This is a genomic window from Tateyamaria sp. 7Alg 36 (genome assembly GCF_059882455.1).
Genome location: NZ_CM187613.1, coordinates 2140202 through 2154515, shown reverse-complemented (window position 1 = coordinate 2154515; position 14314 = coordinate 2140202). Strand labels below are relative to the sequence as shown.

Genomic DNA, 14314 nt, shown 5'->3' with positions numbered 1-14314 from the left:
CGGTCACATTATCGCCTTTCAACCCCGTTGGCACGCCCCGACGGGCCACAGTTTCGATTCTTATTTGTCTAATTTTTAGGCACATCACATACAGCGCACAAATTTTGAGCATGTGCCGATAACTCTGACGGGAAAATGGGCGCGATATCTTTGCCCCCGCAGCGCAATCGCTTCTTTTGCGTCTGGTAACGCAGGGCAACCTGCCAATCGAAGGGGACACGTGGTGAAACTCATCATAGCAACGATCAAGCCGTTTAAACTGGAAGAGGTGCGCGAAGCGCTGACCGAAGCCGGTGTGCGCGGTATGATGGTCACAGAAATCAAGGGCTTCGGCTCTCAATCCGGGCACACAGAAATCTATCGCGGCGCAGAGTACGCCGTGAATTTCGTGCCCAAGGTCAAAATCGAGATCGTGGTTGCCGAAGGCATGGCCGACCAGATCGTCCAGACCATCACGAAAACCGCCCAGACGGGTAAAATCGGCGACGGCAAGATCTTTGTCCTCGACGTCGAACAAGCTGTGCGCGTGCGTACCGGCGAAACCAACGAAGACGCGATTTAAGCGGCTGAGCAAAGGGAAACACGGACAATGAAACTGAAACATTCACTCCTCGTTGGTGCGGGTCTGACCGCGCTGCCAACGCTGGCCTTGGCCCAAGACGCAGCCGCGCCCGGCTTTGACGAGATCGGCCCCTATATCATGACCACCCTGCTGTTCCTTGTGGGCGGCTTTCTGGTGTTCTGGATGGCAGCAGGCTTTGCCATGCTCGAAGCGGGCCTCGTGCGTTCCAAGAACGTTGCGATGCAGCTGACCAAGAACATCGCGTTGTTCTCGCTGGCGGCCATCATGTACTGGCTGGTCGGTTTCAACCTGATGTATCCAGGTGATTTCAACGGCTTCTTCGCGTTCAACTTCGTCCCCACATCGCTTGAGCCTGTCGGCCTTGGCGCTGCGGATGCGTCGCTGGATTATGCGTCGGTCGGTTCCGACTTCTTCTTCCAGCTGATGTTTGTAGCTGCGACCGCGTCCATCGTGTCCGGTGCATTGGCCGAGCGTATCAAACTGTGGCCCTTCCTTGCCTTTGTCGCGGTTCTGACAGGTATCATGTACCCGATTTCCGGTTCCTGGCAGTGGGGCGGCGGCTGGTTGTCCGAGCTGGGCTTCTCCGACTTCGCCGGTTCGACAATCGTGCACTCGGTCGGTGGCTGGGCTGCATTGGCGGGTGCCCTCGTACTGGGTCCACGTCTGGGTAAATACAAAGACGGCAAAACCGTTCCAATGCCAGGTTCCAACCTCGCGCTTGCCACTCTGGGTACATTCATCCTGTGGCTCGGCTGGTTCGGCTTCAACGGTGGTTCGCAGCTGGCGATGGGCACCGTGGGTGACGTGACAGACGTATCGCGCATCTTTGCCAACACCAACATGGCCGCAGCAGCAGGTGCAATCGTTGCACTGGTCCTGACACAGGTTCTGTACAAAAAGCCCGACCTGACGATGGTTCTGAACGGCGCACTGGCGGGCCTCGTGTCCATCACGGCTGAACCTCTTGCACCTTCGCTGTTCGGCTCGCTGCTGATCGGTGGTGTGGGCGGCGTCATTGTGGTCTTCACTGTGCCTCTGCTCGACAAGCTGAAAATCGACGACGTGGTCGGCGCCATTCCGGTTCACCTGTTCGCAGGTATCTGGGGCACCATCGCCGTTGCCTTCAGCGGCAGCGCAACCATCAGCGCACAGCTGACAGGTATCGTGGCCTACGGTGTGTTCACCTTCGTCATCAGCCTCGTGTTGTGGTTCATCCTCAAAGCCGTCGTCGGCATCCGCGTCAGCGAAGAAGACGAGATCAACGGTCTGGACATGGCGGAACTGGGCATGGAAGCCTATCCCGACTTCTCCAAGGGCTAAGCCTGAAGGTAAAAGTAAAGAAAAGGCTGCGCTGGAATGCGCGGCCTTTTTGTATCTGCGGTGGTGTTTAAATAGACAAGCGGGCCAACGGCCCGCCTGTTTTAGACGCCAGCGGCGATGATCGCGTCGGCAAGTACCGGAATGGTTTGGGCGTTCAGGCCCGCGATGTTCATGCGGCTGTCACCGACCATGTAAATCCCGTGCTCTTCCCGCATCTTCGCAACCAGTTCCGGCGTCGTCCCCAGCCGCGAGAACATGCCGCGGTGCTGGGCAAGAAAGCCGAAACGGTCCGATCCTGCGCGCTGTTGCAAGGCTTGTGCCAGTTGTTCACGCAGGCCCAGCATCGACAGGCGCACCTCTTCCAGTTCGGCCATCCAGTCGGCGCGCAAGGCGTCGTCGTTCAGGATCATCGTCACCAGACGCGCGCCGTGGTCCGGCGGGAAGGAAAAGTTCTGGCGGTTGAGGAAGGCTAGCGTGCCTTGGGCCACGCCCTTGTCGGTGCCGCCCGCCACCATCATCAGAATGCCGGTGCGTTCGCGATAGATGCCGAAGTTTTTCGAACAGCTTGCCGCGACCAGCGCTTCGGGTACCGAGGACACAACAGCGCGTGTGGCGGCAGCGTCTTCTTCCAGCCCGTCGCCAAAGCCCTGATAGGCGATGTCGACCATCGGCACGGCGCCTGTTTCCAGCAGCACGGCAATCACATCCTGCCACTGCGCCATGGTAAGGTTCGCACCCGTCGGGTTGTGGCAGCATCCGTGCAACAGCACCACGTCGCCTGCGCGCGCAGTTTTCAGGTCGGCAATCATGCCGTCAAAATCGACGCCGCGTGTTTCGTCATCGAAATAACGATAGGCGACGCGCTCAATCCCCAGATAGTCGAGGATGGACAGGTGGTTCGGCCATGTCGGGTTCGACACAAAGACGCGCGCCTCGGGGCGGGCCATCTTGATCAGTTCGAACGCCTGACGCACGGCACCGGTGCCACCGGGTGTGGCGGCGGCACTTACAGCGTCACGCGCAACGGCATCGCCCAGCACCAGTTTGATCATCGCGTCGGAATAGGCGGGATCGCCGACAAGTCCGACATAGGATTTGGTTTGCTCGGCTTCCCACAACTGATGCTCGGCCGCCTTGACGGCGCGCATGACGGGCGTGTTGCCGCTGGCGTCTTTATAGACGCCCACACCAAGGTCGACCTTGGTGTCGCGCGGGTCATCACGGTACATTTGCATCAGCATCAGAATGCCGTCCGGCTTCTGTGCGGTAAGGTGTTCAAACATCATGCGTCTCCTGTTGCGATTGGCACGGTGGGGAACAGCCCCCATTCGGACCACGATCCGTCGTAAAGCGACCAACTGTCATTTCCCGCCCGCTCAAGCGCGAGCGCCAGCACTGCGGCTGTCACGCCCGACCCGCAGGTGGTGATCACGGGCTTTTTCATGTCGATACCGGCGGCTTCGAAAATCGCGACGGTTTCGGCGGGTGATTTCAGAGTTTTGTCTTCGTTCAGCAGATCGGTGAACGGCACGTTGCGCGATCCCGGAATGTGGCCTGCGCGCAGACCTTCACGCGGTTCGGGCGCATCGCCGCGAAAACGTGCTGCCGAACGGGCATCGACGATCTGTGTGGTGCCCAGCTTGGACGCTTGGGAAACTTGGGTAACATCGCGCACCAGCTGGTTCTGGAAGCGCACCGTCAGGTGGCGGTCCTTGATCACGGGGGGCATGTCTTCGGTCGGGTGCCCTTCCGCCTGCCACTTGGGGAAACCACCGTCCAACACAGCCACGTCGCGGTGCCCCATCAGACGGAACAGCCACCAGACGCGTGCAGCACTCATCAGGCCCGCACCATCATAGACAACAATCTGGTGCCCGTCGCCGACGCCCATGGCGCGCATCCGGCTCATGAACTTCTCCGCGGGCGGTGCCATGTGTGGCAGGTCCGAGCGCGCATCGCTGATTTCGTCGATGTCAAAGAAGCGTGCGCCGGGGATATGGGCGGCATCATATTCGGCGCGTGGATCGCGGTTTGCATCCGGCAGATACCATGACGCATCCAACACCCGCAGATCGGGGTCTTTCAGATGCGCGGCAAGCCATTGCGTCGATACAAGCGTTTTGGGATCGTCGTACATTTCCATGCTCCCCTCGGGCGCTTTTAAAACGCCTTCGGGTTACGCGCGGGGCGCGAGGTTGGCAAGGGCCTGTGCCCCATTTGGGCCGCTCTGTACGGGTCGAAACGGTGCTGTTCGGGGACGCTTAGCCCTGTTTCAGCAGACGCTGCTTCTGACGGCCCCAATCGCGCTTGGCCGAGGTGTCGCGTTTGTCGTGCAACTTCTTACCTTTGGCGATGCCGATTTTGATTTTGGCCATGCCTTTGTGGTTGAAGTACAGGACCAGCGGCACAAGCGTCATGCCCTTGCGCTGCGTCGCATTCCACAGGTTGCCGAGTTCCTTGCGGCTGACCAGCAATTTGCGGCGGCGGCGTTCTTCGTGGCCAAAGGATTTAGCCTGCGCATAGGGCGCGATATAGCTGTTCACCAACCACAATTCGCCATCCTCGACCGCGGCATAGCTTTCAGCGATATTGGCGCCGCCGATCCGCAGGGACTTGACCTCGGACCCTTCAAGGATGATGCCGCATTCGATGTCATCCTCGATCGCATAGTCAAAGCGCGCACGCCGGTTCTCGGCTGCGATTTTGTAGTTGGGGTCTGATTTACCTTGTACCATCGGCGAAGGATGTAGGCGGTGGGCAGGGTCTGTGCAAGGGCAAGGCGGTGTTCACCAAACTTAAGGGCCGTGCATGCAGACTATGCAGCGGTCCAATGGCAGGAGGTTTTATGGTTCGGGTTCTGGCGGTTCTGATCGTTGCGGCACTGTTGTCGGGCTGCGCCGAAGCGCCCCCTGCCAACGGGAACGCGCGGGTGCTCATGATGGGCGACAGCCTGTTCGCGGTGCATCGCGGCTCGCGCCGTTCTGTTTCCGACCGGTTAGAGCAGATGACAGGCGCGCCTGTGGTTGACCGATCATTTGTCGGCGCGCAGTACCTCTATGCCTTGCCGATCTCGGGACGCTTTGGCCTACGGATCAGTCGCCAATACGTGGCGGGGGATTGGGACTGGGTCATCCTGAACGGCGGCGGCAACGATCTGTGGCTGGCCTGCGGCTGCCGCGCCTGCGAGGACAAGCTGAACAGGTTGATCTCGGCAGACGGGTCGCGGGGCGAGATTGTCGATGTGGTCGCCCGCACCCGTGCAGGTGGTGCGCGGGTTCTTTATGTCGGATATCTGCGCAGTCCGGGTGTGGCATCGTCCATCGACCACTGCGCCACCTATGGCGATGTGCTTGAGGCGCGGCTGAGCCGCATGGCACAGGCAGACAAAGGCGTCACGTTCCTGCCGCTAGACGATCTGGTGCCGACGGGCGACCGCAGCTTTCACGATAGCGACCTGATCCACCCGTCCCATAAGGGCAGTGCTGCCATCGCCGCCCGTATCGCACCGGTTTTGCAAGGGCGCTAAGGCGCTGGATAGATGGGTGAAATCAGCCCTTAGTCGCCGAGTTTCTTGTGCACTTCGTCAAGGTCGATCTCTCCGATAGGCATCTTGTTACCGGGGTTCTCGAAGTCATACTTGAACAGGTTGAAGTCGCGTTTGAACACTTCGTAGACAAGGTGCATTGACAGGTCGTCAAAGTAGTCCTCGACCGGATGCGCGCGTTTCGGGCCGTGGCCTTCGCTTTCGTTAAAGCGGGGGATCGCGTTGATGTCGACCGTATGGGGCGTTTCAATCGCGTTCAGCACGTCCTGCATCCCGTCGTTGAACTTTTCGGTCCACAGAATTTTGTCATAGCGCCCGCCATTTACGATGAATGTCGAGACGTGACCGGACATGGCAGACCAATGGATGTCAGGCTCCATCGGGCGGCGCCAGCGGATGGTGTCGCGCGCGAACAGCAGAAACCGGCGGAAGGATTTGATCTGGTCAAACTCCTGTTTGCCGTCAGGGCCGCCGACCTCGATCCCGTATTTCTGCACCAGAAGTGGTACAAGGTTGCCGCGATAGCGCTTGCCGTTGCGCTGGATGCCGCAAATCTTGTCGAAGAACGAACTCAGGATGCGGGTGTAGGGATTGCGCACGCAGGTGAAAGCATAGGATTTATGCGCCTGCACGTTCTCGGTGATGACCGGCTGGCTCTGCTCAAGCGCCCATTTGTGCATGCCGCCCTGTGCATCATGGATGTCACCGTCAAAGAACTCTCCGTGGTCGGAGTAGTACATAATCTGTCCAATGGTCGAGCACGCGCATTTCGGCACAACGCGGTACACCACGCTTTCGCTCTCTGTCATCCAAGTCCCGGGAAAGCCCATACTACTCGCCTTATATACACACTGCCTGCGCCAGCAGGTCTCATTGCCGCCAAAAAAGCAAAGAAATCAGGTTTATTCAATCTCTCCTTACCTTTATCTACGTAAACAATATCGCGTAAAGGGGCAGTTAAGTTTCCAGTATGGCAAAAATCGCCTATATCCTGTTGTGTCACAAGGACCCGGACGCCATCATCAAGCAGGCGGAGCGGTTGACTGCGGCTGGCGACTACATGGCCATCCATTTTGACGCCCGCGCCAATCCTGCCGACTATCAACGCATCCGCGTGGCCCTCAAGGATAATCCGAATGTTGTATTCTCGCATCGCCGCATCCGCTGTGGCTGGGGCGAGTGGAGCCTTGTGCAAGCGACATTGTACGTCGTTGAATCGGCGGTAAAGGCGTTCCCGCGCGCGACCCATTTCTACATGCTGTCGGGCGACTGCATGGCGATCAAGTCGGCGGAATACATCCACAACTTCCTTGACGAGAACGACGCGGATTTCATCGAAAGCTTTGACTACTTCGAAAGCGACTGGATCAAGACCGGCATGAAGGAGGAGCGGTTGATCTATCGCCACTTCTTCAACGAACGCACACAGAAATGGCGGTTCTATACCAGCTATCACCTGCAACAACGCTTTGGCATCACGCGGGAAATTCCGGCGGATATTCAGGTTCAGATCGGCAGCCAGTGGTGGTGTCTGCGGCGGCGCACCATCGAATGGGTGCTGGATTTCACTAAAAAGCGGCGCGATGTGATGCGGTTTTTCCGCACCACGTGGATTCCGGACGAGACGTTCTTTCAGACCATCGTGCGCCATGTGGTGCCCGAACAGGAAATCCGAAGCCGGACACTGACCTTCTTGCTGTTCACCGATTACGGGATGCCGGTGACGTTTTATGACGATCACTATGATCTGCTGCTGAGCCAAGATTTCCTGTTCGCCCGCAAGATCAGCCCCGAGGCGCAGGATCTTAAGCGCCGTCTTGGCCTGCTATATGCCGCCGAAAGCGTGCCGTTCCAGATTTCGAACGAAGGGGCGAGCCTGTTCAAGTTTCTGACGGGGCGCGGTCGCATCGGCAGGCGCTTTGCCACGCGCTTCTGGGAAACCGAAAGTACGCTGGGCCGGAACCGCGAGTTGCTGATCATCATCTGCAAGAAGTGGCACGTGGCAAAGCGCCTGCTTGAGCGTATCCGTCAGATGACAAACGTGCCCGCCATCGAATACCTGTTTAACGAAGGGCACACGCCGCTGCCTGATCTTGGCGGTATTCAGAACACGCTAGAAAAGCGTACCCGACACCGGCGCGCCCTGATGCGGATGCTGTTTGATTATTACGAAACCGACCGTCTGATTGTGTGCATGGACCCAGGAAACCTGGATCTGTTACAGGATTTCGCGGGCGACCGGTCGGTGACGCGCATGCTGGAAATTCAGTGTAATTTCACCGACGAATACCTTGTGGGCCATGCGATGCGCGTGGGTCTGGCGGGTGAACAAACCTCGATCGAGACGCTGGAGCGGCTGCTGCCCACCATCCGCAACGACATGGTCTTTGAATCCGACCGGATCGGCGATGCGGGGTTTGAAAACCTCGACCATTTCTCGGAATCCGCCGAACTGGACGAAAACGCCACGGCCTTGGCGAACTTCCTGTCGGTCAGCGATGAAAAGGCGCGAGAAATCGCGCAGGTCGATTACCTGTTTGCGGACTGACGCTGTTCGCGATGCCATCCGCCGCGGGCGATCGGACGCAAATAGCACTCGAATACTGTCCTGCGACGCCCTATGCAGGCGTTTATGACTGACGCAGCACCCTTAATCCTATTCGCAATCACCCTTCCGGGGCTTGAGGCCACACTGGCGCAAGAGGCCCGCGGGCTGGGTTTCAACGTGACCGAGGTCGAGCCGGGCGGCGTTACCATGTCCGGCGACTGGAGCGAAGTTTGGCGCGCCAATCTGGAACTGCGGGGCGCGACCCGTGTGCTGGTCCGTATCGGTGACTTCATGGCCTTCCACCTTGCGCAACTGGACAAACGGGCGCGCAAGTTTCCGTGGGCCGACGTGCTGCGCCGCGATGTGCCGGTACGGGTGGACGTTGCCACGTCGCGCAAATCCAAAATCTATCACGCAGGGGCCGCCACCTCGCGAATCGAGGCCGCGCTGGTCGAAGAGGCGGGGATGACCATCGCCAAGGACGCGCCGGTGATCCTGAAGGTCCGTATCGAGGACAACCGCGTCACGATCAGCGTCGACACTTCGGGCGAGCTTTTGCACAAACGGGGCCACAAACCAGCCGTCGGCAAGGCACCGCTGCGCGAAACTCTGGCTGCGATGTTCCTGCTGCAATGCGGGTTCGATGAAACCACGCCCGTTTATGACCCCATGTGCGGGTCCGGGACATTCGTGATCGAAGCGGCGGAAATCGCGGCAGGTTTACAGGCAGGCCGGTCACGCGATTTCGGTTTCAACCATCTTGCGACCTATGACGCGAATGCCGAATCCCTGCGCCGCACGGACCGTCTGCGCACCCCTGCCGTGCGGTTCTTTGGCTCTGACAGGGACGCGGGGGTGATCGACATGGCGCGGGCAAATGCGGCGCGCGCAGGGGTGGAGGACCTGACCGTCTTCGACATCGCGAATGCGGGTGACGCCACACCGCCCGAAGGCCCCAAGGGACTGGTGATGATCAACCCGCCCTATGGTGCGCGCATCGGTGACAAAAAGGCGCTGTATCCCGTCTATGGCCGTTTGGGGCAGGTGCTGGCCGAACGGTTCAGCGGTTGGCGTGTCGGCATTGTCACCTCGGAACAAAGCCTCGCCAAAACGACCGGACTACCGTTCTTGCCGGATGGCCCCGCCATTGCCCATGGCGGGTTGCGTGTCAGGCTGTATCGCACCGATCCGCTGCCCTAAGGCGCGCTTATTTCGACCGCCACGTGCCAAGCCATCGGCGAATGCGCCCCCGCCGTTCGTCCATCGCATCACCTGCCGCTTCCCAATTGTCCTGAAGCTCTTCGAGTTTGGGGTCGATCCGCGCGCGGCGGAACCGCCGCCAGCGCACCCAGATCGCATAAAAGATCAAACCCAGCGTGGTCAGGATCGTAATGTTGATCCACGGGATACCCTTGGACGCATCCGGCCCCTCGACAGCGTCCACCGTGATCGCGTTGGGGAAGATGGAAAAGAACTGGTTGCGCCAGCCATAGTGACGGATCAGCACCCATTGCGGATCTGCCTTGGTCGACTTCAGGTCCGCCGCCTCGGTCTGGAGGTCGTTTGTGTCGAACTTGAAATAGGGCGGCCAGCCGCCGCTTGTGTCCTCGTTGCGATACACCATGGGGCGCCCGTTGGCGCGCACCGTCTGGATGAACAGCACATCACGGTTCTGCGGATTGATCGCATTGCCGGAATTTTGCTGCGCCCAGAACCAAGAGTTTTCGCCAAAATCCACGCGCTGTTCGAACGTATCAACAATCCGCACGATGTCCTTTTGCGGCAGCGTGTAGTGCAAAAAGGCCGCAAGCAGCACCCAGAAGGTGATCAGTAAGGTCCAGCCGATATAGCGCATAGATGCGTCCCTTTCAGGTGAAGTTCACAAGGTAGACGATAAGACACACAAGCGTCATAGGCACAATATAGACACCCAAAATCAGTTTGCGCCGCAGCGACCCGTCATAGTCGGCTAGCCCCGCCTGCACATAGGCCTCGCGCGGGATGTCGAAATCGCCGTTGTCCCATTCCTCTTCCAGGCGGTCACGGGCGCGGGCCCGCGAATAGAGCGACAAGGAAAGGTAGATAATGCTCAGCACCACAAAGGCGATAAAAAGAAGTCGAACTAGGGCCATGGCTTACCTCTTTACAGCGCCCCATGGACCCACGCGCGCGATCAGGTCCTCGGTCTGTGGTTTCGGGGGCTCCATCGGGGCATCATGCCCGAACAGGGCGGCGCGCGCCCCGACCTTGTCGGCCTTGTACTCGGCTTCGAGGTAACGTGCGACATATTCCTTTTTCGCCTCGGGCCATGTGGCGTAGGCGTCATAGAACGCCTGCTTGTGACAGATGAACAACTGGCGCACATCCCGCGGCGACAGTTCGGACAGCAGCATGTTGACTAGTTCGGCCTCTGGCGTCGCGGCGGCGCGCAGCGTGTAGAAATACGCCGGATGATCCGACGAGATGCGCGGCCACTGGCCACCGTTCTCGGCCCAGTTCACCAGATCCCCCAAGGCGCGGAATTCATCCGGCAGCAGGTGACTGTGCTGGCGCGCCAGCATGCGCATGTCCCGCCGCGTGGTGCCTGCAAGGTCCACACCGGCCTCGGTCACCGCCGACACAAGGATAAAGTCCATCTTTTGCCGCAGGATCGCGGCCCCGTTGATGCCACGCGCCCTGACCACAGGTTCGACCAGATCGTTATATTCCAGAAACTTCGCGATCTGGTTCCGGTCATTCAGGTCAAAACTGTATTTGGTCGGCACGCCCTCGGCTTTGCGCTTGGACGCGATCGTTGCCGGATGATCGAGCGTCTGGAAGATATACAAACCGCCGAAATGCGCGGTCCAGAAGTTGCCCTTGGCCACCTTTAGCGGCTTGAGGCGCACTGGGTTGCGCGTCACGTCGCCGGTTTCGCTGGCCAGTTTGATCATGTCCGCGATCAGCACGTCATCGAACCACGCGTCCTCTTGCGTGAGGAACGTATCGACCTTGTCGGCCAGCGCGCCCGCATTGCGCACCGTGCCACGGGTTGTGTCCGCCTCGACCGTGATGGCGCGGATGTCGAACAGGCGCGCGGGGTCCGAGATGTCGTAGACTGAATTCACCAACTCCCCCGCCACCGCATCACGCGCGGTCAGGGCAAACAGCGCCGCCTCGTTTTCCGCAATGAACTGTTGCAGGATCGTGCGGGAGGTCGAGAATTTCGCATCCAGCAGCGGGCAATGGCGCTGCTCCGTGCTCAGCAGAATGAACTGCCGGTTCACCCCGTTGTGGTTGAGGTACAGCGGATCACCCAGTTCCGCGCCCACCTCGGGGGAAAAGCCCGAGATATCGATGTAAAAGTCGCTAAGTTCCGTCCGCTTGCCCGTCAAATGCTCAAGCGCACGGTTATAGCGTTCGACCAAGGCGGGCGAAGAGACGTGAAACAGGTTGCCATACATGAGGCCGCGTTGGATGAGGCGGATCATGGTTTCTGTCCAAAATACTTCGTCAGGAGAAACTCGTACTTTTTCATTGCTTCAGAACTTAAATCTCTTTTGGTTGCTGGGCTCGATTTGGCCAAGCATGCGTTGAGGTCTCTCAAACAGATTAAAACGCGGCTTAAGTGTTCTGAAGTTGAAATTTCTCCTACATTTTCATCCTTTGGTAAGACGGTAACCAGTCCCTTCGTGAGAAACCCCAAATGTCTTACCGTCGGGAGTCTTTTAAAAGAACTTATATCGCGAAAGTTCTGGTCACCGAACTGCATTGGTTCAAAGCTCAGAATCTGCCCGTCTCTTGTTAAAACCTCTACTTTGATCCAAGGGTCACTTGTCAGAATATTGTGCAATTGTTTTTCAATAGAGACAGCCTCTAACGAGTTGTATTCTTCAACTCTTTGTTGTTGCTCATGCTCATACATGTCGGCTTGCGCGGCCATTGCCCGCGCCATATCCTGTGTTGCTAAACGCTGATGGCGGAATTCCCTACGTTGTTCTCGTAGTTCTCGGCTTTGCATAAAAACCGTCACGATAATCCAAATGAAGGCCAGAGCTGAAAATAGCCCGGCCAATGTGTCACCCATCTCACTTGGCTTTAGTGCAAGAAATTCATCGAGCTTTGAGTGACAACCGTCCGAATGACACTGTTGCGGCAGTGCAAGACTTAGGACCATTACAATTACTGCAATCGTCAACACCCAACCTGTGTCAGTCGGTTCCCAACCTTTAGACAGCTCCTTCATCCTAAACCACCGCCAATAGACTCTAAGTCTTCGCAAAATGCACCCCCGGGGCTCCGCCCGTTCGCGATGGAAACGCTCTCCCAGAGCGTTTCTTCTTCATCGCTCACCCTCCAAATACCGTCGCTTCGCCTCTTCCTGCCGCCCGAACTCCCGCACCATCTGCTCAATCGCCACCTCGTCCGACTTGTCGGCGTAGCGGAACTCGCTATCGGCGTAGCGGTTGATCTCCTGCACCACCATCTCGACCGTGATCGGTACGCGCAGGTCGGAGATCATCTCTTTCTTCCCCTCGTAATCCTTGAACAGGAACAGTTCGGGGTTCTCCATCCATTCATCGGGCAGCTCGAAATCCATCGCCCGCACCTTGACCGCGTCGGTGATGTTCTTGATCGCACGGCCTGTGAACCGCTCGTCCGCCTGCTGGATCGCCTTCAGGTAGGTGCCCAGCTTGGCAATCGTGTCCAGCGCGCCGATGTCGGAATGCACGCGGTCGAACACGTTCATCAGCCCCTCTTCGTGCGGGCGCGAATGCGACTCGAACGACGCCGCCACGGCTTTCTTGATTTCCTGCGCAGAAAACACCTCGTGATCGCCGACGGGAATGTCGTGGTTCTTGCCCATCAGCAGGTACAGGATGTCGATGTAATCCTCGCGGGTTTGCGGCCCGTCCACCAGAAACCGCGCACCGGCACGTTGGCGCAGCGCGTCGTCCACATTTTCGGGGTAGTTGCTGAACATGCCGAAGGTGCAGTTGCCGCGCACGACCGTGTTGGCGCCCGCAAAGCTTTCCATCAGCACGGCGGTGATTTCCAACTGGCCCGCGCTGGACTGGCGGTCGCCGCGCTTGCCCGCAAGCTGGTCGATGTCGTCGATGGTGCCAAAGCCGATGGCGGCAGGGTCCACCACGTTGTTGATGAACGCCTTGGCATTCTGACCCGATTTGCCCTGATAGCTGTCGATATTGTCTGTGCTCAGGTTCTGATAGCGGAACGGATAGCCCGCAACCTGACAGTAATCGTTTAGCAACCCCGCCATCATCTGGATCAGCGTGGTCTTCCCCGTGCCCGGTTTGCCGTCACCCATAAAGGTAAAGATGAACCCGCCCAGTTCGGCAAAGGGGTTCAGGCGACGGTCAAAGTCATAGGCCATGAGCATTTTGGCCAGCTTCATCGCCTGATACTTGGCGATGTGGTTGCCGACGACCTCGTGCGGTTTTTTGAAGGTCATGGTCAGCGTGGAAGATTTCGCTTTATGCGCGGGGCTGAACCCTTCAATCGTGAAATCATCCGCCTCGACCCGCCAACTTGCGCTGACAAAGGGCGCAAGGCGTGGCGCGTTCTGGGCGCGCAAGGCCACCTTTTCCATCAGCGCCTCGGCATAGGCGGTGACAGCGGCGACCAAATGCGCGTCATCGGGGGCGTGGGCGGCAATGTCCTGATCCAGTTCCCAAAGGGCGCCGTGCAGGGCGATCTGGCCATTGTCGGTTAACACCTCCTCGACCTCGCCGACCTCGGCCGTCACCTCGGTCTGATGCGCGGACAGCAAATAGGCGGTCGCATTGCCGAACACATAAAGTGTCACCAACGCCTCTGCCGCCAGCAATTCCGCAAACTCGGTCTTGCGTGCGGCGGGCAGAGCCCCTTCAAGGTTGGCGCGTTTCAAATCCCCAAGCCCCGAGACAGAGGCATAATTCTCGGCAACAGCCAAAGCGATGGAAATGGCGCGCCGCAATGCGTTGAGCACCGTGGCCTGCACCGGTGACATCAGCGCATCGCCCTCGTCCGCGCCCTCGATGGTGGCCATGATCTGCACGGCTCCCGTCGGCGTACTGCGCCGTGTCACCAGCCCCGGCGTAGTAGTGCGAAAGCGGCGGCGGGTGCCGAGCCCGCTTGATCGCTCCTCGGCGAGCGCAGTGGTTCTTTTGCCGATGCGCGGCGCGTGATCGAACCCCTGCAACATGGCCAGTGCCATGGGGTAATGCGCGGTGATCTCGGCCTCGCGCAGTTCCATTTGATCCGATGTCTGGCTCATCTCACGCCCCCGCTCTTCTCTGTTCCAAAAAATCCTCCCCGAAGGGCCGGATTGCCATCCCGC

General features: G+C 58.8%; 14 protein-coding genes. 5 read left to right on the top strand and 9 right to left on the bottom strand.

Going from position 1 to position 14314, the window contains the following annotated elements:
• Positions 1-223 precede the first annotated feature (223 nt).
• On the top strand, positions 224-562 hold the full coding sequence (locus tag AC6GQJ_RS10540) for a P-II family nitrogen regulator (protein ID WP_415404702.1): 339 nt from the start codon (positions 224-226) through the stop codon (positions 560-562).
• A 27-nt stretch (positions 563-589) separates the two neighbouring features.
• A complete protein-coding gene (gene amt, locus AC6GQJ_RS10535; protein WP_500767958.1) occupies positions 590-1903 on the top strand; it encodes an ammonium transporter in 1314 nt (437 codons plus the stop codon).
• A 101-nt stretch (positions 1904-2004) separates the two neighbouring features.
• Here the strand turns inward: amt and AC6GQJ_RS10530 are convergent, their stop codons facing one another.
• From AC6GQJ_RS10530 to smpB, 3 genes are all read right to left on the bottom strand, one after another.
• Positions 2005-3186: an amino acid aminotransferase gene (locus tag AC6GQJ_RS10530; protein WP_500773887.1), complete on the bottom strand. Its 1182-nt coding sequence runs from the start codon at positions 3184-3186 to the stop codon at positions 2005-2007.
• On the bottom strand, positions 3186-4040 hold the full coding sequence (gene sseA, locus AC6GQJ_RS10525) for a 3-mercaptopyruvate sulfurtransferase (RefSeq protein ID WP_500767956.1): 855 nt from the start codon (positions 4038-4040) through the stop codon (positions 3186-3188). Before sseA ends, AC6GQJ_RS10530 begins: the two co-directional genes overlap by 1 nt.
• Positions 4041-4164: 124 nt before the next feature.
• A complete protein-coding gene (gene smpB, locus AC6GQJ_RS10520) occupies positions 4165-4638 on the bottom strand; it encodes an SsrA-binding protein SmpB (RefSeq protein ID WP_500767954.1) in 474 nt (157 codons plus the stop codon).
• Positions 4639-4748: 110 nt separating this feature from the next.
• Between smpB and AC6GQJ_RS10515 the strand changes: the two genes are divergently transcribed.
• Positions 4749-5429 carry an SGNH/GDSL hydrolase family protein gene (locus tag AC6GQJ_RS10515; protein ID WP_500767952.1) on the top strand — a complete coding sequence of 227 codons (681 nt, stop codon included), beginning with the start codon at positions 4749-4751 and terminating at the stop codon, positions 5427-5429.
• A 29-nt stretch (positions 5430-5458) separates the two neighbouring features.
• Here the strand turns inward: AC6GQJ_RS10515 and AC6GQJ_RS10510 are convergent, their stop codons facing one another.
• On the bottom strand, positions 5459-6277 hold the full coding sequence (locus tag AC6GQJ_RS10510; RefSeq protein WP_500767951.1) for a sulfotransferase family protein: 819 nt from the start codon (positions 6275-6277) through the stop codon (positions 5459-5461).
• A gap of 140 nt (positions 6278-6417) precedes the next feature.
• On the opposite strand from AC6GQJ_RS10510, the gene AC6GQJ_RS10505 reads away from it, so the two are divergent.
• Positions 6418-7995, top strand: coding sequence for a DUF5928 domain-containing protein (locus AC6GQJ_RS10505; protein ID WP_500767949.1), 1578 nt, complete (start codon positions 6418-6420; stop codon positions 7993-7995).
• Positions 7996-8079: 84 nt separating this feature from the next.
• Entirely contained in the window at positions 8080-9195 is a 1116-nt protein-coding gene (locus AC6GQJ_RS10500; protein ID WP_500767947.1) for a THUMP domain-containing class I SAM-dependent RNA methyltransferase, read from the top strand.
• A gap of 7 nt (positions 9196-9202) precedes the next feature.
• Here AC6GQJ_RS10500 and AC6GQJ_RS10495 read toward each other — a convergent pair whose 3' ends face one another.
• The 5 genes from AC6GQJ_RS10495 to AC6GQJ_RS10475 form a co-directional block, all read right to left on the bottom strand.
• Positions 9203-9850 (bottom strand): DUF1523 family protein, encoded by a 648-nt coding sequence (locus AC6GQJ_RS10495; protein WP_500767945.1) that lies wholly within the window; start codon positions 9848-9850, stop codon positions 9203-9205.
• 13 nt (positions 9851-9863) lie between these two features.
• Entirely contained in the window at positions 9864-10127 is a 264-nt protein-coding gene (locus AC6GQJ_RS10490; RefSeq protein ID WP_500767943.1) for a hypothetical protein, read from the bottom strand.
• Between the two features lie 3 nt (positions 10128-10130).
• Positions 10131-11465, bottom strand: a complete 1335-nt coding sequence (locus AC6GQJ_RS10485; protein WP_500767941.1) for a DUF6638 family protein — start codon at positions 11463-11465, stop codon at positions 10131-10133.
• A complete protein-coding gene (locus AC6GQJ_RS10480; protein WP_500767939.1) occupies positions 11462-12220 on the bottom strand; it encodes a hypothetical protein in 759 nt (252 codons plus the stop codon). Before AC6GQJ_RS10480 ends, AC6GQJ_RS10485 begins: the two co-directional genes overlap by 4 nt.
• Positions 12221-12316: 96 nt before the next feature.
• Positions 12317-14251, bottom strand: a complete 1935-nt coding sequence (locus AC6GQJ_RS10475) for an AAA family ATPase (protein WP_500767937.1) — start codon at positions 14249-14251, stop codon at positions 12317-12319.
• Positions 14252-14314: the final 63 nt, after the last annotated feature.